Genomic DNA, 20,410 nt, shown 5'->3' on the forward strand with positions numbered 1-20,410 from the left:
CGGATACCATCTGGCCCCGATGGACAACGAGGCACAGCAGTACAAGGAGCGCGACCGCTCCCCCCGCCCTTCCGAAGCCGGGACGTCATCCGTCCCGGCCGGTTCCGAGGAGATCTCGGACACGGAACGGCCGGAGGGGCGGTCGCGTTTCGCATGGGTGGGCCGGGCCGCCGAGTCCGTTCCGGGTGGGCGATACACCCTAGCCGTACTGATCTGCCTGCTTTTTCTGACGCTCTTCAGCAACTTCGTGATGCAGCCGTTCCAGATTCCCAGCAGCTCCATGGAGCGTTCATTGAGGATCGGGGACCGCGTTCTCGTAAATAAGTTGGCGTACCGTTTCGGTTCTGAGCCGCGGCGAGGTGACGTCGTCGTTTTCGACGGCACCGGCTACTTCGGGAACGCCGACTACATCAAGCGCGTTGTCGGCGTGGGGGGAGATCGGGTGGTCTGCTGCGACCAGGAGGGGAGGCTTGAGGTGAACGGCCGGTCGGTCGACGAGTCGTCGTTTCTGTACCCGGGGGACAGCCCGTCGAGCGTGCCCTTCGACGTGGTCGTACCCGAGGGGCGCATGTTCCTCCTGGGCGACCACCGCGGTGACTCCAGCGACTCCCGCAACCACCTGGGCTCCCCGGGTGGCGGCATGATCCCCTTCGACGCCGTGATCGGCCGGGCCGACTGGATCGCCTGGCCCGCGGACCACTGGACGCGTCTGCATCGCCCCGACGCCTACGCGCGCGTGCCAGCCGCCGGCGGTGCGCATGGGTAACCGTGGCAGGCCCCGCGGTGCCGCCAGTGCCCCGTCCGACAATCTGCTGCCCACCGGCACCCGGCGAGCCGGCGGTGCCGCCCGCCCGAGCCGGGTCGAGCGGCGCAAGCTCGCCCGTAAGATCAAACGGCGCAGGCGCCGCTCGGCGGTCAAGGAGATCCCGCTCCTCGTCGGCGTCGCCGTCCTGATAGCGCTGGTCCTGAAGACCTTCCTCGTCCAGGCGTTCGTGATCCCGTCGGGCTCCATGGAGCAGACGATCCAGATCGGCGACCGCGTCCTGGTCGACAAGCTCACCCCGTGGTTCGGCTCGAAACCGGTCCGGGGGGACGTCGTCGTCTTCAAGGACCCCGGCGGCTGGCTGGAGGACGAGCAGACCACCGCCACGAGCGAGGACCCCATCGTCATCAAGCAGATCAAGGAAGGTCTGCAGTTCATCGGACTGCTCCCGTCCGACGACGAGAAGGACCTGATCAAGCGGGTCGTCGCGGTCGGCGGCGACACCGTCAAGTGCTGTGACCTCCAAGGTCGCGTCACGGTCAACGGCATGCCGCTGGACGAGACGGCCTACATCCACCCGGGCAACAAGCCCTCCATACAGGAGTTCCAGGTCACCGTGCCCCAGGGGCGGATCTGGGTCATGGGCGACCACCGCGAGAATTCGGCCGATTCACGCGCCCACCAGGCGGACGACTCCAAGACGGCCCAGTTCAGCGGTACGGTCCCCATGGACTCCGTGGTCGGCAGAGCCGTGGTCATCGCCTGGCCGGTCGGCCACTGGGGGCAGTTGGAGGAGCCTGACACGTTCTCCGCCGTGCCGAGCGGGTCGCCCACCGCCCTCGGCGCTTCGCATAGGGTGGCCCCCGCGGATCGAAACGGATTGATCCCCCTCCCGACCCCTGCGGAACTCCCGCTCGTTATGGGAGTGGTGGGCCTGCACCGGATGTGGCGCGGGCGGCGGTACGGCGTGAGGAGTGGATGTGGGGGATTTGGCGGTCGGCGCACGGTCCGGACACGGTGGTTCCGAGGAGCGGCCCGAGCAGTCCGACGAGGCGGCTTCCCCGGCCGCGGAGAACGCCGAGGGTTCCGGGTCCGACGGGAGTGACCACCCGGACGGGACGGACGGCGGGGAAGACACCCAGACCTCGACGGGCGACGGCGAGCAGAACCGTACGCCCAAGAAGAAGCAGCGCTCCTTCTGGAAGGAACTGCCGATCCTCATCGGGATCGCGCTGGTCCTGGCGTTGCTGATCAAGACCTTCCTGGTCCAGGCGTTCTCCATCCCGTCGGACTCGATGCAGAACACCCTCCAGGAGGGCGACCGGGTCCTGGTCGACAAGCTCACCCCCTGGTTCGGTTCCGAACCGGAGCGCGGCGAGGTCGTCGTCTTCCACGACCCCGCCGGCTGGCTCAGGGGCGAGCCCACCCTGGAGCCCAACCCCGTGCAGCGGGTCCTCGGCTGGATCGGCCTGATGCCGTCCGCGGAGGAGAAGGACCTCATCAAGCGGGTCGTCGGCGTGGCCGGTGACACCGTGGAGTGCAAGGGCACGGGCCCCCTGAAGGTCAACGGCAAGGCGCTGAACGAGCCGTACGTGTACCCGGGCAACACCCCCTGCACCGTCGACGACACCGGCGGCCAGTTCAAGGTGAAGGTACCCAAGGGCAAAATCTGGGTCATGGGTGACCACCGGCAGAACTCGCTGGACTCCCGTTACCACCAGAACGACAAGAACAAGGGCATGGTCCCGGTGGACAATGTCGTCGGCCGCGCCATCGTGGTCGCCTGGCCGCCCACCCGCTGGTCCACGCTGCCGATTCCCGACACCTTCGACCAGAACCTGGGCGCCGCCGCGCCCGGCGCGCTCGGTCTCGCGGGCGCCGTTCCGCTGGTGCTGTGGCGCCGGCGCCGTCTCCTCGCGGCCGAGAGCCCGAGGGTTTCTGGCACGGGTACCGCCGGGTAGGGTGCCGTCCCAGATCGCCGATCATCCGTGGCTCCGCTCGGCGCCCGGGCGATCGAATCTCCGAACTGGGGGAGCACTGGGATGAGCGGGACGACAGGCCGTACGGACGAGGGCCGCGGACGGCTCGGCAGCAAGCTGTCGGGGCTGGCCGTGGCCCTCGGCTGTGTGCTCTTCCTCGGCGGCTTCCTGTGGGGTGCCGTCGTCTACCAGCCGTACACGGTGCCGACCGACTCCATGTCGCCCACCATCACCTCGGGCGACCGCATCCTGGCCCAGCGGGTCGACGGCGCCGACGTCCAGCGCGGTGATGTGGTGGTCTTCCGGGAGGAGGCCTGGGGCAACTCGCCCATGGTCAAGCGGGTCGTCGCCGTCGGCGGGGACACGGTCGCCTGCTGCACCGACGGCAAGCTGACCGTCAACGGCAAGAAGATCGACGAGGCGTATCTGCCGAAGGGCCAGGACGCCGAGCTGACCGGTATCCCCGAGATCACCGTCCCCAAGGGCCGCCTCTTCCTCCTCGGTGACGAACGCAGCGGCTCCCTGGACTCCACCGCTCATCTCGCAGAGGCCGGCCAGGGCACGGTGCCGCGGGGCAACGTCGACGCCCGCGTGGACGCCGTCGTCTGGCCGATGGACGGCATGCTGGCCCGCCCCACGGGCTTCGAGAAGCTGGGCGCGCTGTCCTCTCCCGGCCCGCTGCGGCTCATCACCGCGGCGCTGGTCGTGGGCATGCTGCTCGTCCTGGTCGGCGCGGCGTACGGACCCGTCGCCAAGCGACTCGGCGGCCGCGACCGCACGCCGACGGAGCCCGCCCGTGTCGGCTGAGCCGTCGCGTGAGCCGTCGTACGGTGCGTCACCGAAGCCGTCGTACACGCAGCCGCCGGTGTCGTCGTACGGGGCCTCGTACAGCCCGTACGGCGGCGACGACCAGGATGCCGGGGACGCGGCCGAGGACACGTACGAGGGCGGGCTGCGCAAGGTGGCCCGGCTGATCCTGCTGGATCCGCTGGACCGGATCCTCCTGCTGCACGGGCATGAACCGGACGATCCGTCGGACGACTGGTGGTTCACTCCCGGCGGTGGCGTCGAGGGCGCGGAGACCCTGGAGGAGGCCGCGCTGCGGGAGCTCGCCGAGGAGACCGGGATCACGGACGCCGAGCTGGGCCAGGTCCTCTGGCTGCGGAGGTGCTCCTTCCCCTTCGCCGGGCGCCGCTGGGACCAGGACGAGTGGTACTTCCTGGCCCGCACGGCCGTCGCACACCAGCCGCTGCCCGGTGCGGCGGGCCTGACCGAGCTGGAACGGCGCACCGTCGCGGGAGCACGCTGGTGGACGTGCGGGGAACTCACCCGCACGCATGAGACTGTGTACCCGACCAGACTCGCCGAACTGCTGCGCACGCTGCTCGACGAGGGTCCCCCGGCCCAGCCCGTGGTCCTCGAGACCGAAATTGTCTAGAGGCGTGCGGGGCTGGCGCACAATGGTGGGATCGCACGGCTGAAGGGGAACATGCCATGAGCGCCGAGGACCTCGAAAAGTACGAGACCGAGATGGAGCTGAAGCTCTACCGGGAGTACCGCGATGTCGTCGGTCTGTTCAAATACGTGATCGAGACCGAGCGGCGCTTCTACCTCACCAACGACTACGAGATGCAGGTGCACTCAGTGCAGGGCGAGGTGTTCTTCGAGGTGTCCATGGCGGACGCCTGGGTGTGGGACATGTACCGCCCGGCCCGGTTCGTGAAGCAGGTGCGGGTGCTCACGTTCAAGGACGTGAACATCGAGGAGCTCAACAAGAGCGATCTGGAGCTGCCGGGCAGCTGAGTCCGGGGTCGGCGTCGGGGCCTGGGTGTCGGGGTTGGGTGTCGGGGCCTTGGCCGGGCGTTGGGGTCGGGTGTCGCTGGGCGGCGGGCGCGGTTGTCATCCGTGTGGGTGACGAGGTTGTCCACAATCGTCGGCTTGTCCACCAAGATCCAATAGCGGGCGGGGATGCCCTCAGTGTTGGCGCCGGAGGTGGTGCCGACATGGGCAACGCACGAGGAGCACTCGGCAGGTACGGCGAGGAGCTGGCAGCGCGGCGGCTGGCCGAGGCCGGGATGACGGTCCTGGAGCGCAACTGGCGCTGCGGCAGGACCGGCGAGATCGACATCGTGGCCAGGGACGGCGACGCGCTGGTCGTCTGCGAGGTCAAGACCCGCAGGGCCGGCCCCTTCGAACATCCGATGGCGGCCGTCACGACCACCAAGGCGGAACGTCTGCGCGGCCTCGCCGAACGCTGGCTCCAGGAACACGGAGGGGCCCCACCGGGCGGCGTCCGCATCGACGTCGTGGGAGTCGTCCTGCCGCACCGCGGGGCACCCGTCGTGGAACACGTGCGGGGGGTGGCCTGATGGGATTCGCCCGCACCTGCTCCGTGGCCCTCGTGGGCGTGGAGGGCGTCGTCGTCGAGGTCCAGGCGGACCTCGAACCGGGCGTGGCCGCGTTCACGCTGGTGGGACTGCCGGACAAGAGCCTGACAGAGAGCAAGGACCGGGTCAGGGCGGCGGTGGTGAATTCCGGCGCCGAGTGGCCCCAGAAGAAGCTGACGGTGGGACTCAGTCCCGCGTCGGTGCCCAAGGCCGGCAGCGGCTTCGACCTGGCGGTCGCCTGTGCGGTTCTGGGCGCCTCCGAGCGGATCGATCCCCGGGTGCTCTCCGACATCGTGATGATCGGTGAGCTGGGGCTCGACGGGAGGGTCCGCCCGGTGCGGGGCATCCTGCCCGCTGTCCTGGCCGCCGCGGAGGCCGGGTACGAACAAGTGGTCGTGCCGGAGTGCTCCGCCGCGGAGGCGTCCTTGGTGCCCGGGGTGTCAGTGCTCGGCGTTCGCACCTTGCGGCAACTGATCGCCGTCCTCGCCGACGAGCCCGTACCCGACGAGGAGCCCGACGAGGGACGTCCGGATCCCCTGCTGGCGGGGCTGCGCATGCCGGGTACGGGCGCCGCCACCGGAATGCACACCACGGGCGCCGCCCAGCAGGACCAAGGCCACGACCTGGCCGATGTCGTCGGGCAACTCGCGGCGCGGACCGCGGTCGAGGTGGCGGCAGCGGGTGGGCACCACCTCTTCCTGGAAGGCCCACCGGGCGCAGGGAAGACGATGCTCGCGGAGCGGCTGCCGGCCATCCTGCCGGAACTGGGCCGGGAGGAGTCCTTGGAGGTCACGGCCGTCCACTCGATCGCCGGGCTGCTGCCGGTGGGGAAACCACTGGTCGATACGGCGCCCTACTGCGCGCCGCACCACTCGGCGACGATGCAGGCCCTCGTCGGGGGAGGTCAGGGCATCGCGAGGCCCGGCGCGGTGTCGTTGGCCCACCGTGGGGTGCTCTTCCTCGATGAGACTCCCGAGTTCAGCAGTCAGGCGCTTGACGCCCTGCGCCAGCCCTTGGAGGCGGGCCACGTCGTGATCGCGCGCAGTGCCGGGGTCGTCAGGTTCCCGGCGAAGTTCCTCATGGTGCTTGCCGCCAATCCATGCCCGTGCGGGCGTTTCTCCCGGACCGACGACCTGTGCGAGTGCCCGCCGGCCTCGATTCGGCGGTATCAGGCCCGGTTGTCCGGGCCGCTGCTGGACAGGGTCGATCTGCGTGTCGAGATCGACCGGGTCACCCGGTCCGAGCTCACCCAGCGAGGCGCCCGAGGCGAATCCACGGCGACAGTCGCGGCGCGGGTGCGCGCGGCCAGGGAACGCTCCGCACTGCGACTGACCGGCACGCCGTGGCGCACGAACAGCGAGATCCCCGGGCGGGAGCTGCGCAGCAGGTGGCACGCGGCGCCCGGCGCCATGGACGAGGCCGAGCGGAGCCTGGAGAGGGGCATGCTGACGGCGCGGGGACTGGACCGGGTTCTGCGGGTCGCCTGGACGATCTCGGACCTCGTCGGCCACGAGCGTCCCGATGCGGCCGACGTCAACCTGGCTCTGCAACTGCGCACCGGCGTTCCGCGTGGAGTGCCCATGGCGATCGGAGCCCTGGTATGAAGCGGGAGCACCGCGACGCGCGGGTGGGTGGGCCGTGACCGGTGGCGGTGCCCCGGACGCCGAGCGGGTCGATCGGGCCTTCCTGGCCCGTGTCATCGAACCCGGGGACGAGCTCGCCGGACGATGGCTGCGGGAACTGGGAGCCGAGGAGACCGCGCGGCGGCTTTCCGAGGGTGGTGGGCCGCTGCCGGGGGCGTCGGAGAAGCGGTGGGCGGGCCTGCGGTCCCGCGCCGCACGGGCCGACCCGGAAGAAGACCTCGCACAGGCCCGAGCGGCCGGCGTCAGGTTTCTGGTGCCCGGGGACGCGGAGTGGCCCGGGCAGCTGGATGATCTGGGGGACGGGAGGCCGGTCGGGCTCTGGGTGCGGGGGACGGCCCATGCCCGGATGTGGGCCTTGCGGTCCGTGGCCGTCGTCGGGGCCAGGGCCTGCACGGAGTACGGGGCGCACATGGCGGCCGTACTGGGCGCAGGGCTGGCCGAGCGCGGCTGGGTGGTGGTGTCCGGCGGCGCCTACGGTGTCGACGGTGCCGCCCACCGGGGCGTGCTCGGGGCCGGCGGGGCCACCGTCGCCGTGCTGGCCTGCGGAGTGGACCGGCCGTATCCACGGGGCCATACCCAGTTGATCAACAGGATCGCCGAACAAGGGCTCGTGGTGGGGGAACTGCCGCCGGGGGAGCATCCCACCCAGAGTCGCTTCATCCTGCGGAACAGGGTGATCGCCGCCCTCACCAGAGGCACCGTGGTCGTCGAGGCGGCCCACCGCAGCGGCGCCCTCGTCACCGCGCGGGCCGCGCAGCGCCTGGGGCGGTTCACGATGGGCGTGCCCGGACCGGCGACCTCGGCGCTGTCGGCGGGGGTGCACGAGCTGCTGCGCGGCGACGCGGTGCTCGTGTCGGACGCCGCGGAGATCGTCGAGCTGGTCGGCGACATGGGCGAGCTGGCGCCCGCCAAGCGGGGCCCGGTCCTTCCGCGTGACCTGCTCGAACCCGGCGCGCGACAGGTGCTCGCCGCGCTGCCGGGGCGGGGCGCGGCGGCCGTCGACGCGGTCGCCAGGGGTGCCGGGACGACCGTGGACGACGCGGTCGGGAGACTGTACGAACTCCGCGCACTTGGTTACGTCGAACGACACGGCGACAGCTGGAAGTTGACACGCCAGGCGATGATCTCCGTTTCTTCGGATCGGAGGCCAAGTTGACCGTGCGTGTTCGGCCGTCCGGGGGAACGCCGACAGCCTTGCGGTTTCCGGTAGTTGGGCCAGGCGCCTCCGTCACGCAGTGCGACCGGCGCGGCCTCCGGGTGCTCCCAGCGGAACGTATCTGCTTGCGGGTGATCCCTCGGCCTTCGCGCACTGCGACTCCCCAGTCACGCTACGCTCACGAGGATTCCGACTCAGACAGGCATCTCGACATCAGACCGACAGCTCACCCAGGCACCCCCAGTTCACGGCAGAACGGCACAAGGCGACGAATGCCCCAGCACACCTCCGGGTCTGACCGGGCGGCGGTACCGTCCGCCGCTCGCGGCACCGTGCGCCCGCCCGCCCCCTCGACACTCGACGAGCTGTGGCGGACGTACAAGACGACGAACGACGAACGACTGCGCGAGCAGCTGATCCTCCACTACTCACCCCTGGTGAAGTACGTCGCGGGCCGGGTGAGCGTTGGCCTGCCGGCCAACGTCGAGCAGGCGGACTTCGTCTCCTCCGGGGTCTTCGGGCTCATCGACGCGATCGAGAAGTTCGACATCGATCGGGAGATCAAGTTCGAGACGTACGCGATCACCCGGATCCGGGGCGCGATGATCGACGAACTGCGCGCGCTGGACTGGATCCCGCGCTCCGTGCGGCAGAAGGCGCGCAATGTGGAGCGGGCCTACGCCACCCTGGAGTCCCGCCTCAGACGCACCCCGTCCGAGGGGGAGGTCGCCGCCGAGATGGGTATCGCGGTCGACGAACTCCACTCCGTCTTCAGCCAGTTGTCGCTGGCCAACGTGGTGGCCCTGGAGGAGCTGCTGCACGTCGGGGGCGAGGGTGGTGACCGGCTGAGCCTGATGGACACGCTGGAGGACACCGCCGCGGACAACCCGGTCGAGGTGGCGGAGGACCGGGAGCTGCGAAGGTTTCTGGCGCGGGCCATCAACACGCTGCCCGAGCGGGAGAAGACCGTTGTCACGCTGTACTACTACGAGGGGCTCACACTCGCCGAGATCGGCAACGTGCTCGGGGTGACGGAGAGCCGGGTGAGTCAGATCCACACGAAGTCGGTGCTCCAGCTGCGGGCCAAGCTGGCGAGTTTCGGCCGTTGAACCGACGGAGCTCCGGGGTGACGGGGTGACGGAGCGCCGGGGGTGCCGGGGCAGCGGGGGACCGGAAGATCGCGGCGGCGGAGGATCGGAAGAGCGGAGCGGTCGGGGCGGCAGGTGGGCCGGTCGAGGGTTGGAGCGGGCGGCCGGTCGGGGGAAGGCACTCCCGTGGGTGGCGGTCCGTCCGTAGAGTGGTTTACGTGCCAAGGATTCGAGCGGCCTCCGTGGCCGAGCACCGGTCGATGCAGCGAGCCGCCCTGCTGGACGCGGCTCGGTCCCTGCTGTCCGAGGGTGGGACCGAGGCGTTGACGTTCCCGGCCCTCGCCGAGCGCACGGGGCTGGCGCGCTCGTCCGTCTATGAGTACTTCCGGTCCCGGGCCGCCGTGGTCGAGGAACTGTGCGAAGTCGACTTTCCTCTCTGGTCGGCGGAGGTCGAGGCGGCGATGGCGGCCGTCGACCGGCCCGAGGAGAAGGTCGAGGCCTACGTCCGCAAGCAGCTGGAGCTGGTCGGGGATCGGCGCCACCGGGCCGTGGTGGCGATCTCGGCGAGCGAGTTGGACGCGGGCGCCCGGGAGAAGATCCGCGCCGCGCACGGCGGGCTGATCGCGATGATCGTCGAGGCGCTGGCGGCGTTGGGGCAGGCGGAGCCCAGGCTGGCCGCGATGTTGCTCCAGGGTGTCGTGGACGCGGCTGTGCGGCGGATCGAGCTGGGGGCGGCGGAGGAACCGGCCGCCATCACCGACGCGGCGGTCGCGATGGCTCTGCGGGGCGTCCGGGGCTGACCGCGTCGGCGCCCCGTTCGGGGCAGGCGGTGGGGTACCGCCCGGCACTGCGGCCCGGCGGCGATGGTGGGGCGTGACAGCTGGGGGCAGGGTGGGCGTTCGCTGGCTGGTCCCGCCGGCCTTCGGGGTGCGTGCGGAGCTGCCCGCCTGGAGGTCACGACGTGCGCTTGCTGAACCTGGCCCGGCCCGGTCTGGCCCAGCCCTGTCTGATCGACCCGGCCTGGCAGACCCGCCCTGCTAAGGGCCGCCCGGCCTTTCAGCCTTGCCCGGTCGAGCGCCACCTGGCCTGGCAGCCACGCCTGGCAGTGCCGCCCGGTTGGTCTGACCCGCCCTCCACGGCACCCCGGCGTGGCTAGTGGGCGAGTCGCTCCTCGGTGTCAGCGCGGCAACGTGCCGGCAGCCGTGCGGGGCTCGGTGGCGCTGGTGGTCCTGGCCCGCACCGGGGCGCCGGAAGCGGTGGGAGTCGTTACGTCGGTACCGGGAGCAGGCGGGAAGGGCCTCTGCGGAGTAGCCAGGGTGGGAGCAGGGACAAGGGGTTCAGGTAGGTGTCGGCTCTGCGGAGGCCCCAGTGGAGGCAGGCCGTGGGGCAGTGGGAGGGGGAGGCTTCCAGGGTGCCGAGGATGTCTCCCGGGACCACCTCGTCGCCCTTTCGTACGGACGCCCTGACTGGTTGATAGGTGGTCCGGAGCGGAGGGTCGCCCGTGTTCTCCAGCTCGATCGAGATGACTCCGCGGCCTGCCACCCGGCCCGCGAAGGACACCACCCCCGGGGCGACGGCCCGGACGGGCGAGCCGGCGGGGGCCGACAGGTCGACTCCTCGGTGGCCACGGGCGTAGGTGGTCGGTGGGGGCTCCCACGCCCGCACCACCAAGGGCCGCAGGCCCACCGGCCAAGCGCGGCCGATCGCCGGGACCGGGTCGACCGTGTCCACCCGGGTCGTCCCACCGGATGGGTCTGGTGGGGCGACCGGAGCCGCGTGCGGCGCCGACGTCCACGCCATGACCATGAGCACGGCCAACAGCCCCGCAGACACGGCCGACCGGCCCGACCCCCACGATGGGGTCGACCTCGTCCTCGGCACAGACCTACCGGCCGACGCCGACCTCCTCGCCGGCACTGGCGTGCTTGCCCGTGCGCACACGTCCGGCCCTACCGCCGTGCACAGCCGCCCGTTCCGCCTCGACCCGCGTGCCCGCACCAGCGCGCTTGCGCGTGGCCGCACCAGCGCGCTTGCGCGCGCCCGCCGGCTCCGTCGACCTGGTCGGCCCGGTCCTCCTGACCGTCCTGGCCGGCTTTCGGGTTCAGACCAGCGGGTCCATCCCGGTCCCGTCCGGTCCGCCCTTCCCTGCCGAGGCGCCCGTACCGACCCGCCCGGCCGTGAGTACGTGTCCGGCGGTGCGAGCCACCCCAGCCGCCCCGGCGGCGCAAGCCACCTCGGCCACCAAGGCCACTTCAGCCGGCCCGTCCACACAAGCCGCCCAAGTCGGCCCGTCCGCACAAGCCGCCTCGTCCACTTCAGCCACCCCGACCACCCCTCCCGGCTCGGACGCTCCCGGTGGGTTTCTCGGTCGATTCGTTCCTCGGACATGCCTGAAGCGTCGCCCGAGTGGAGCGAAGGTGGCCGGGAACTGTGGAGTACTGGCCGGTTGTGGACATCGGCGTCACCCGGCGCCTCGTGGGTCCCGTACACTTCTGAAGGCGATCCGGGTCACCGGGTCGACTTCGCACGCCCCGGTACGTGGCCCTCAGCGGTCCGTATCAGCGCCCCTCGGTCCTTAGCGGCAACGGCGCATCGCGGGCGTCAGGCGCGAATGCCGTCCGGTGTTCGCGGCACAACCGAGAAAAATCAAGGAGAACGGCCATGGCCGTCGTCACGATGCGGGAGCTGCTGGAGAGCGGCGTCCACTTCGGTCACCAGACCCGTCGCTGGAACCCGAAGATGAAGCGCTTCATCTTCACCGAGCGCAACGGCATCTACATCATCGACCTGCTCCAGTCGCTGTCGTACATCGACCGCGCCTACGAGTTCGTCAAGGAGACCGTCGCCCACGGCGGCACGGTCATGTTCGTCGGCACGAAGAAGCAGGCGCAGGAGGCCATCGCCGAGCAGGCCACCCGCGTCGGCATGCCCTACGTCAACCAGCGCTGGCTGGGCGGCATGCTCACCAACTTCTCGACCGTCTACAAGCGTCTGCAGCGCCTCAAGGAGCTCGAGCAGATCGACTTCGAGGACGTCGCCGCGTCGGGTCTGACCAAGAAGGAGCTCCTGGTCCTCTCGCGTGAGAAGGCCAAGCTCGAGAAGACCCTCGGCGGTATCCGCGAGATGCAGAAGGTGCCCAGCGCCGTCTGGATCGTGGACACCAAGAAGGAGCACATCGCGGTCGGCGAGGCCCGGAAGCTCAACATCCCGGTCGTCGCGATCCTCGACACCAACTGCGACCCCGACGAGGTCGACTACAAGATCCCGGGCAACGACGACGCGATCCGCTCCGTCACCCTGCTCACCCGTGTGATCGCCGACGCCGTCGCCGAGGGCCTCATCAGCCGCTCGCGCGTCGCCACCGGCGACAAGGGCGAGAAGGCCGCGGGCGAGCCGCTCGCCGAGTGGGAGCGCGACCTGCTCGAGGGCGAGAAGAAGGCGGAGGAGGCTCCGGCCGCCGCCGAGGCTCCGGCTGCCACCGAGGCTCCGGCCGAGGCCCCCGCTGAGGCCCCCGCTGAGGCCGCTGCCGAGGCCCCGGCTGAGGCCCCGGCCGCCGAGGCCGAGCAGGCCTGACCCGGTCAGCATCCGTCGTGTTGACGGCGGGAGCGGTGACATGAACTCCGCTCCCGCCGTTCACCCGTAGGTCAGCGTCGTGTCGGAGATCTGCATCTGGATGGGTACCGACATCCCGATGCGGATCCCGGACCGCGCGGATCTCCGATCTCCCAGACTTCGAGAAAGACTCACAGACTCATGGCGAACTACACCGCCGCCGACGTCAAGAAGCTCCGCGAGCTCACCGGCGCCGGCATGATGGACTGCAAGAAGGCGCTGGACGAGGCCGAGGGCGACGTCGACAAGGCCGTCGAGGCGCTCCGCATCAAGGGCCAGAAGGGCGTCGCCAAGCGCGAGGGCCGCTCCGCCGAGAACGGCGCCGTGGTCTCCCTCATCGCCGACGACAACACCTCCGGCGTCCTGGTCGAGCTGAAGTGCGAGACGGACTTCGTCGCCAAGGGTGACAAGTTCCAGGCCGCCGCGAACGCGATCGCCGCGCACGTCGCCGCGACCTCCCCCGCAGACCTCGAGGCCCTGCTCGCCTCCGAGATCGAGGCCGGCAAGACCGTCCAGGCGTTCGTGGACGAGGCCAACGCCAACCTCGGCGAGAAGATCGTCCTGGACCGCTTCGCGCAGTTCGCCGACGGTTTCGTCTACGCCTACATGCACCGCACCATGCCCGACCTGCCTCCGCAGATCGGTGTCCTGGTCGAGCTGGACAAGGCCGACGCCGACCTGGCCAAGGGTGTCGCCCAGCACATCGCCGCCTTCGCGCCGAAGTACCTCTCCAAGGAGGACGTGCCGGCCGAGGTCGTCGAGTCCGAGCGCCGCGTCGCCGAGGAGACCACCCGCGCCGAGGGCAAGCCCGAGGCCGCCCTGCCGAAGATCGTCGAGGGTCGCCTCAACGGCTTCTTCAAGGACGCCACGCTGCTCGGTCAGCCGTACGCGCTCGACAACAAGAAGTCCGTCCAGAAGGTTCTGGACGAGGCCGGTGTCACCTTGAAGCGCTTCACGCGCATCAAGGTCGGCATCTGAGTCCGTACCGCGACGGACGTCCGGTCCCGATAGGGTCGGAAGCAGTCGTTCGCATACGCCGTCGCACGCGCGCGTGTGACGGACGACAGCAGATCTGACGAGGAGGCCATTGCCGCGCATGGGATGCGAACATCACCCCACCGGCAATGGCCTTCTTCGTATGTGCGACACGTAAAGAGGCGAGATCTCCATGACCACCAAGCCCGAGAAGAGCGACGACGGCAAAGTACACGGCCGGTTTCTGCTGAAGCTGTCCGGAGAGGCGTTCTCCGGGGGCGGTGGCCTCGGCGTCGACCCGGACGTGGTGCACGCCATCGCCCGGGAGATCGCGGCCGTCGTCCGTGACGGCGCGGAGATCGCGGTCGTCATCGGCGGCGGCAACTTCTTCCGCGGCGCCGAACTCCAGCAGCGCGGCATGGACCGTGCCCGGTCCGACTACATGGGCATGCTCGGCACGGTCATGAACTGCCTCGCCCTCCAGGACTTCCTGGAGAAGGAGGGCATCGACAGCCGGGTCCAGACCGCCATCACCATGGGCCAGGTCGCCGAGCCGTACATCCCGCTGCGTGCCGTGCGCCACCTGGAGAAGGGCCGCGTGGTCATCTTCGGCGCCGGTATGGGCATGCCGTACTTCTCCACCGACACCACCGCCGCCCAGCGCGCCCTGGAGATCGACGCCCAGGCGCTGCTGATGGGCAAGAACGGTGTGGACGGGGTCTACGACTCCGACCCCAAGACCAACCCGGACGCGGTCAAGTTCGACTCCCTCGGCTACGGCGAGGTCATCACCCGCGAACTCAAGGTCGCGGACGCCACCGCCATCACCCTCTGCCGCGACAACAAGCTCCCGATCCTCGTGTTCGAGCTTCTCAAGGAGGGCAATATCGCGCGGGCCGTCAAGGGTGAGAAGATCGGCACTCTCGTGGGTGATCAGGGAAGCCGGGCCTGACCGGGTCCTTCCCCTGCCCGGGGGACGGAGCCTGACCGGGGGATGGACAATGTCCTACCGGTCGGGAACCGTGCAGGAGCAAGACGCGACGCAGCCGGCCGCCGACGTGACCAAGTACAGCAGCCGGGCCTACTCAAGACACGCAGGAGCAAGTGGTGATCGAAGAGACCCTCCTCGAGGCCGAGGAGAAGATGGAGAAGGCCGTCGTCGTCGCCAAGGACGACTTCGCCGCGATCCGTACCGGTCGTGCGCACCCGGCGATGTTCAACAAGATCGTGGCCGACTACTACGGCGCGCTGACGCCGATCAACCAGCTGGCTTCGTTCTCCGTGCCGGAGCCGCGCATGGCGGTCGTGACCCCGTTCGACAAGACCGCGCTGCGCAACATCGAGCAGGCGATCCGCGACTCGGACCTGGGCGTCAACCCGAGCAATGACGGCAACATCATCCGTGTGGTGTTCCCCGAGCTCACCGAGGAGCGCCGCCGCGAGTTCATCAAGGTCGCCAAGACCAAGGGCGAGGACGCCAAGGTCTCGATCCGTTCCGTGCGCCGCAAGGCCAAGGACGCCATCGACAAGCTCGTCAAGGACGGCGAGGTCGGCGAGGACGAGGGCCGCCGTGCGGAGAAGGAGCTCGACGACACCACCGCGAAGTACGTCGCCCAGGTGGACGAGCTGCTCAAGCACAAGGAAGCCGAGCTCCTCGAGGTCTGATGAACGACTCTTCCTGGGGAGCGCCGCCACAAGCCGGGTACTGGGCGCCGACCGACCGGGGACCTGTCCAGGGGCATGCCCCGGCGGGTCCCCCGTACGATGCGACTGAGGCCCAGCATCCGATGCAGACTCAGCCCATGCCCATCGTGCCCGACGTACCCGCGCATGGCGGGAACCAGGACGACGACCGGGGGGCCGCTCGGCTGGCCGGTCCCCTGTTCCGCGACGAGACGCCGTCGGCGCACCCCCATGGGGAGGCGCCGGAGAAGCCGGAGCCCATGTCCGACGCCCCTCAGCCCGCCCCGCAGAAGAAGAGTGCGGGCCGTGACCTGAGCGCCGCCATAGGGGTCGGTGTCGGGCTCGGCGTGGTCATCGTCGCGTCGCTGTTCATCGTCAAGGCCGTCTTCGTCGGCGTGATAGCGGTCGCCGTCGTGGTCGGCCTGTGGGAGCTCACCTCGCGCCTGCAGGAACGCAAGGGCATCAAGGCGCCGCTCGTGCCGCTCGCGGTCGGCGGTGCCGCCATGGTCGTCGCCGGGTATGTGCGCGGGCCGGAGGGCGCGTGGGTGGCCATGGCGCTGACCGCGCTCGCCGTCCTCGTGTGGCGGATGACGGAACCGCCGGGGAACTACCTGAAGGACGTCACGGCGGGTGTCTTCGCCGCGTTCTACGTGCCGTTCCTCGCCACGTTCGTCGCGCTGATGCTCACCGCGGACGACGGACCGCAGCGGGTCCTCACCTTCTTGGTGCTGACGGTGGTCAGCGACACGGGCGCGTACGCCGTCGGCTGGCGCTTCGGCAAGCACAAGCTCGCCCCCCGCATCAGCCCCGGCAAGACCCGTGAGGGACTGCTCGGCGCGGTCGCCTTCGCCATGGTCGCGGGCGCGCTGCTCATGCAGTTCGTCATCGACGGCGGCACCTGGTGGCAGGGCCTGCTCCTGGGCCTCGCGGTCGCCGCCAGCGCCACCCTCGGTGACCTCGGCGAGTCGATGATCAAGCGGGACCTCGGCATCAAGGACATGGGCACGCTGCTGCCGGGCCACGGCGGGATCATGGACCGGCTGGACTCGCTGCTGCCGACCGCCCCGGTGGTCTGGTTGCTGCTGGTGCTGTTCGTGGGCTCCGGCTGACCGGAACGCCCCACGGGTACGCGGTGTCACGCGGGCCCCCGACCTGGACGACAGGGCGGGGGCCCGTCGCCGTTCGGCGTGGGTCAGTGGTGAACCGTGGCCCTGGCCGTGGCCGTGGTCGAGTGGGACGATTTTCTCAGGGGGATCACGCCGAAAGGGGGCGGGCTTCATGTCCGACTTCCGTGAATCGATCGACATCGACTGCCGCCCGGAGGACGTCTGGGCGTATGTCAGCGACCTCTCCCATCTGCCCGAGTGGCAGGAGAGCGCGGTCGCGAGCGAGCCGCTGGACGCCGATCCCGTCGGTGTCGGCTCCCGGGTGCGCGTCACCCGGCACTTCGGCCGCCGGAACATTCCGATGACCATGCAGTTCACCGAGTACGAGCCGCCGCGCGCCTGGAGCCTGGAGGGCATCGACGGCCCCGTCCGCACCCATGTGCACGGGGAGATCACCCCGCTCGATCAGGGCCGCCGCTCCCGGGTCACCGTCGAGGTCGGCTTCGACGGCCGCGGCATCGGCAAGGTCCTCGTCCCCCTCGTCGTACGGCCCCAGATCCGCAAGGAGCTGCCGCGCAACGAGATGCACCTGAAGGACCGTCTGGAGCACGCGTCGGCGTAGCCGCCGACGGATCGGCTCCGGCCCGGTCCCCGTGGTGCGGGGGCCGGGCCGGAGCGTGTGGCGGTGTCGGGCGCTGGTCGCCGCCCCCTGAGTCACCGCCACTTGACTCACCTCACTCGCCTCAGCTGACTCACTCGCCTCACTTGGCGAGCCGGTAGGCGTTGGTGATCGTCTGGCGCACGGTGTTGCCGCTCTTGTCCTTCAGGTCCACCACGAAGGACACGGCCTTGGCGCTCGCCGGGTGCTTCACGCTGACCGAGCGTGCCCCCTTCGCGTCGGTCTTCACGGCCAGCGTCCTCCAAGTCCTGCCCCCGTCGAACGAGACCTTCACGGTGAGCGCGGCGACCTGCCCGGCCGCGGCGGCCGCGCCTCTCACCTTCAACGGCACCGTGAGGGTGCCGCCCGCAGGGGCGGTCCCGCTCAGGCTCAGCTTCGGTGTGAAACGCACCGCCGACAGCGGCAGCGCCACCGTCCGGTTCGGAGCCGGCCGCGCCGAGGTGAACGTCCACACCCCGGCGACCTTGGTGCTGGTGGAGGTGTCCGCGGTGGAGCGCTTCGCCTCGACCGTCAGACGGTACGCGGCGGACGCGGCGGGAACCTCGGCGGTCAGCATGTCCGTCGCCGGGCCCTCGCCGAGGATCCGGCCGCCGGACTCCAGCCGGGCGACACCGCCGGTGACGGCCGAGAACCCCGGGTGGCCGCTGCTGTCGGTGAACAGCGGGATCATCGCGCTGATGGTGTCGCCGGTCCGCTCGGCGCCCTGTCCGTCGAGTCCACCGGGCGGGAGATCGGGGCCGACCACCGCGGTGTTGAACTTCAGCGTCTGGCTGGAGCCCGGCTTGTAGGTGACCCGTTCCTTCCGGTAGATCATGCGCGCCTCGCTGCGGGCGTCGAGTTGCGTGGCCGTCCAGGACCAGCGCACTCCGGCGGTGCTGAGGTAGTGCGTGGTGGACAGCGGCAGTTTCTGCTGCGACGGTTCCTGGAGGGGCATGCCGTTCCCGAGCTCGTCCAGCGGCCGGATGTGGACGCGGCCCTTGGCCCCGGTCACGGAGGCGCCGAAGCCGAGCTTCACCTCGGCGACCTCGGCCCGGGTGACGGTGTGATCGAGGCCGGTGAAGAAGCTGCCCTTACGGTTGAAGGCGAGCCGGTAGTCGACGTTCTTGCCGGCCGCGCCCGGCCTCTTCCACACGCCGTTGTACTGGGCCCGCAGCGTCGGGGAGGCCGGGCCGAGCGCGGCGGTGCGGATCGGCGGCACTCCGTCGGTGAACCAGGAGTTGCCCGATCCCAGGGCCTCGTCGTAGTAGCTGACGACGGAGGTGACGAGCTTCGCGGCCTTGTCCGGGGCCTTCACGGCGAGCGGCTTCGCCTTGCGGGAGTCGAGGGTGACCTTGACGTCCTTCGTCACCTCCAGCACCGGCTGCACGAAGAAGCCCAGCTCGTTGTCCTCGGCGAAGACCTGGCTCTCCAGGTGATAGGTGCCCTTGCGCAGCCGCTGGACCACTGTGCCGTTCGGGCGGCTCGGCAGTTCCACGTAGCCGCCGTCCCCGTCACGGCGGGTGATCACTGTGGCGTACGTCTGCGCGTTCGCCCCGTCGGCGTCGATGTGCCGCACGGTGACGTCGTACGACTCCACTTCGCGCTCCACCACCAGACCGGTGCGCACCTCCTGGCCGTCCCCCGACGCCAGCACGGTGCCGCCGAAGACACCGTCGGCGGTGCCCTTGCGGGTGTCGGCGGTGACGGTGGTCTTCGCGGTGCCGCCGGCCGGAACGGTGAGCTGGGTGTCCCGGATGGTGAACATGCCGGCGGGGGCGGGGCCGCCCGACGGATTCGTCGCGGCGACGGTCAGTTGCAGGGTGACGGCACGGGTGCCGAGGTTGCGGTACGCGAGGGTCTTGGCGACCGGCTTGTCGTCGGTGTGCGGCCAGGACTGCAGGCCGAAGCCGAGGGAGCCCGGCTCGGCGGCGACCACGGCGGTGGAGGCGCGCTTCAGGTCCACCCGGCCCGCGCCCTGCTGATAGGCGTGCAGCCGCGGGTTCGGCTTGGCCGAGCCGGTCAGGACCGTCTTCAGCCGGGCCCCGCTCCAGTCCGGGTGCTGCTGGAGCAGCAGGGCGGCGGCGCCCGCGACATGTGGGGCGGCCATGGACGTACCGGTCTGGGCGACGTATCCCTCACCGGAGGGCTGCTCGCTCTGCGTGGTCAGGGCGGCGGTGATCTCGACACCGGGGCCGCTGATGTCCGGCTTGGGTGTGCCGTCGCGGTTCGGGCCGAGGCTGGAGAAGTCGCCGAGCTGGTCCTGCTTGTCCACGGCACCGACGGTGAGCGCGGCGGGGGCGCTGCCGGGCGACTGGATGGTGCCGGGTCCGTCGCCGCCCTTGTTGCCGGCGGACACCAGGAACAGGGCCTTGCCGGAGAGCCGGGCGACGGCGGCCTCCATCGGGTCGAGGCCCGGTTCGTCGCCGCCGCCGAGGCTCATGTTGACGATCTGTGCGCCCTGGTCGACGGCCCACTGCATGCCGGCGACGATGCCTGAGATGTCACCGAAGCCGTCGTCGGCCAGGACCTTGCCGTCGAGCAGTTTCACGTCGGGCGCCACGCCCTTGTAGCGGCCGCCGGACTGTGCGCCGCTGCCGGCGACGATGGAGGCCACATGGGTGCCGTGTCCGAAGCGGTCCTTGACGTCGGGGGCCCCGCTGAAGTTCTTCTGGGCGATCTCCAGGCCCTTGAGGTCCGGGTGGGTCTGGTCGACACCCGAGTCGAGGATCGCCACCTTGACGCCCTTGCCGGTGTAGCCGGACTTCCACATGACGGGCGCGCCGATCTGCGGCACGCTCTCGGCGAGGGTGGCCCGGACCTTGGCGTCCAGCCACACGTGGGCGAGGGGCCGTTCGGGGGCCGCCGCACCGCCGGTCGCGGGGGCCGGGGAGCGGCCGGTGACGGCCGCCCACAGCGCCGGGGCGTCGGTCTTGGCCGCGTCGAAGGCCTCGCCGTCGACGGCGGGCAGCGCGCGGCGCTCCCGCACGGCCACGCCCGCGAACCGGTCGCGGGCGGGGGCGGACGGGTTCGCCTTGGCGCCGTCGCGCCGGTAGCCGACGATCAGCGGCAGCGTGCCGCGGTGCGCGTCGTCGTACCCGTTCTCGACCAACTGCGCCACATCGAACAGCTGCCGGTCGAGCAGGCCGTCGGCGATCGGGCGCAGGGCGTCCTGCGGGACTACATAGGTGTGCCCGGCTTCGCGCCGGACCGAGAAGCCGATCTTCTCGCGGCCCTTGCCGCGGATGAGCTCGATGACCTGACGGTCGGAGCCGACGGCCACACGGTCGCCGGTGATCAAGGTGACGGTCGCGACAGGCTGCGCCCCGGCCGAGGTCCCGGCCCTGTCCTGTGCGACGCCGC

General features: G+C 70.5%; 19 protein-coding genes. 17 read left to right on the forward strand and 2 right to left on the reverse strand.

Translation table 11 applies throughout. The features are described 5' to 3' along the window. The first annotated feature begins 19 nt into the window (after positions 1-19). The 11 genes from lepB (AOK15_RS15705) (at position 20) to AOK15_RS15755 (ending at position 9,816) form a co-directional block, all read left to right on the forward strand. Positions 20-766 carry a signal peptidase I gene (lepB, locus tag AOK15_RS15705; RefSeq protein ID WP_055517146.1) on the forward strand — a complete coding sequence of 249 codons (747 nt, stop codon included), beginning with the start codon at positions 20-22 and terminating at the stop codon, positions 764-766. Then, complete coding sequence (gene lepB, locus AOK15_RS15710) at positions 759-1,868, forward strand: signal peptidase I (protein ID WP_055517148.1); 1,110 nt, start codon at positions 759-761, stop codon at positions 1,866-1,868. The genes lepB (AOK15_RS15705) and lepB (AOK15_RS15710) overlap by 8 nt, the downstream gene beginning before the upstream one ends. Then, a complete protein-coding gene (gene lepB, locus AOK15_RS15715) occupies positions 1,753-2,724 on the forward strand; it encodes a signal peptidase I (RefSeq protein WP_157870260.1) in 972 nt (323 codons plus the stop codon). Before lepB (AOK15_RS15710) ends, lepB (AOK15_RS15715) begins: the two co-directional genes overlap by 116 nt. A gap of 81 nt (positions 2,725-2,805) precedes the next feature. Continuing rightward, entirely contained in the window at positions 2,806-3,549 is a 744-nt protein-coding gene (gene lepB, locus AOK15_RS15720) for a signal peptidase I (protein ID WP_055517151.1), read from the forward strand. Positions 3,550-3,694: 145 nt separating this feature from the next. After that, positions 3,695-4,180 carry an NUDIX hydrolase gene (locus tag AOK15_RS15725; protein WP_055517207.1) on the forward strand — a complete coding sequence of 162 codons (486 nt, stop codon included), beginning with the start codon at positions 3,695-3,697 and terminating at the stop codon, positions 4,178-4,180. Between the two features lie 56 nt (positions 4,181-4,236). Continuing rightward, on the forward strand, positions 4,237-4,545 hold the full coding sequence (locus AOK15_RS15730) for a DUF2469 domain-containing protein (protein ID WP_005311352.1): 309 nt from the start codon (positions 4,237-4,239) through the stop codon (positions 4,543-4,545). Positions 4,546-4,745: 200 nt separating this feature from the next. Beyond that, positions 4,746-5,111 (forward strand): YraN family protein, encoded by a 366-nt coding sequence (locus AOK15_RS15735; protein WP_055517153.1) that lies wholly within the window; start codon positions 4,746-4,748, stop codon positions 5,109-5,111. Further along, entirely contained in the window at positions 5,111-6,733 is a 1,623-nt protein-coding gene (locus AOK15_RS15740; protein ID WP_055517155.1) for a YifB family Mg chelatase-like AAA ATPase, read from the forward strand. Before AOK15_RS15735 ends, AOK15_RS15740 begins: the two co-directional genes overlap by 1 nt. 34 nt (positions 6,734-6,767) lie before the next feature. Beyond that, the gene (dprA, locus tag AOK15_RS15745; RefSeq protein ID WP_055517158.1) at positions 6,768-7,928 is read left to right on the forward strand and encodes a DNA-processing protein DprA; all 1,161 of its coding nucleotides are present in this window, start codon (positions 6,768-6,770) and stop codon (positions 7,926-7,928) included. Between the two features lie 272 nt (positions 7,929-8,200). Continuing rightward, entirely contained in the window at positions 8,201-9,037 is an 837-nt protein-coding gene (whiG, locus tag AOK15_RS15750) for an RNA polymerase sigma factor WhiG (protein WP_055517160.1), read from the forward strand. Positions 9,038-9,258: 221 nt separating this feature from the next. Then, on the forward strand, positions 9,259-9,816 hold the full coding sequence (locus AOK15_RS15755) for a TetR/AcrR family transcriptional regulator (RefSeq protein WP_055517162.1): 558 nt from the start codon (positions 9,259-9,261) through the stop codon (positions 9,814-9,816). Positions 9,817-10,282: 466 nt separating this feature from the next. On the opposite strand, the gene AOK15_RS15760 is transcribed toward AOK15_RS15755, so the two are convergent. Further along, entirely contained in the window at positions 10,283-10,822 is a 540-nt protein-coding gene (locus AOK15_RS15760) for a M23 family metallopeptidase (protein ID WP_079058515.1), read from the reverse strand. An 855-nt stretch (positions 10,823-11,677) separates the two neighbouring features. On the opposite strand from AOK15_RS15760, the gene rpsB reads away from it, so the two are divergent. The 6 genes from rpsB (at position 11,678) to AOK15_RS15790 (ending at position 17,014) form a co-directional block, all read left to right on the forward strand. Continuing rightward, on the forward strand, positions 11,678-12,589 hold the full coding sequence (gene rpsB / locus AOK15_RS15765) for a 30S ribosomal protein S2 (protein ID WP_055517166.1): 912 nt from the start codon (positions 11,678-11,680) through the stop codon (positions 12,587-12,589). A 180-nt stretch (positions 12,590-12,769) separates the two neighbouring features. Continuing rightward, positions 12,770-13,606, forward strand: a complete 837-nt coding sequence (gene tsf, locus AOK15_RS15770) for a translation elongation factor Ts (RefSeq protein ID WP_055517169.1) — start codon at positions 12,770-12,772, stop codon at positions 13,604-13,606. A gap of 190 nt (positions 13,607-13,796) precedes the next feature. Continuing rightward, a complete protein-coding gene (pyrH, locus tag AOK15_RS15775) occupies positions 13,797-14,555 on the forward strand; it encodes a UMP kinase (RefSeq protein ID WP_055517171.1) in 759 nt (252 codons plus the stop codon). A gap of 155 nt (positions 14,556-14,710) precedes the next feature. Beyond that, on the forward strand, positions 14,711-15,268 hold the full coding sequence (gene frr / locus AOK15_RS15780) for a ribosome recycling factor (RefSeq protein ID WP_055517210.1): 558 nt from the start codon (positions 14,711-14,713) through the stop codon (positions 15,266-15,268). After that, positions 15,268-16,395 (forward strand): phosphatidate cytidylyltransferase, encoded by a 1,128-nt coding sequence (locus tag AOK15_RS15785; RefSeq protein WP_107099420.1) that lies wholly within the window; start codon positions 15,268-15,270, stop codon positions 16,393-16,395. The genes frr and AOK15_RS15785 overlap by 1 nt, the downstream gene beginning before the upstream one ends. Positions 16,396-16,564: 169 nt before the next feature. Continuing rightward, positions 16,565-17,014 (forward strand): SRPBCC family protein, encoded by a 450-nt coding sequence (locus tag AOK15_RS15790; RefSeq protein ID WP_055517176.1) that lies wholly within the window; start codon positions 16,565-16,567, stop codon positions 17,012-17,014. 139 nt (positions 17,015-17,153) lie between these two features. Here AOK15_RS15790 and AOK15_RS15795 read toward each other — a convergent pair whose 3' ends face one another. Then, entirely contained in the window at positions 17,154-20,348 is a 3,195-nt protein-coding gene (locus AOK15_RS15795; protein WP_157870258.1) for a S8 family serine peptidase, read from the reverse strand. Positions 20,349-20,410: the final 62 nt, after the last annotated feature.

Origin of the sequence: Streptomyces ossamyceticus (assembly GCF_001418475.1) — a bacterium.
In the GTDB taxonomy this organism is placed as follows: Bacteria; Actinomycetota; Actinomycetes; order Streptomycetales; family Streptomycetaceae; genus Streptomyces; species Streptomyces ossamyceticus.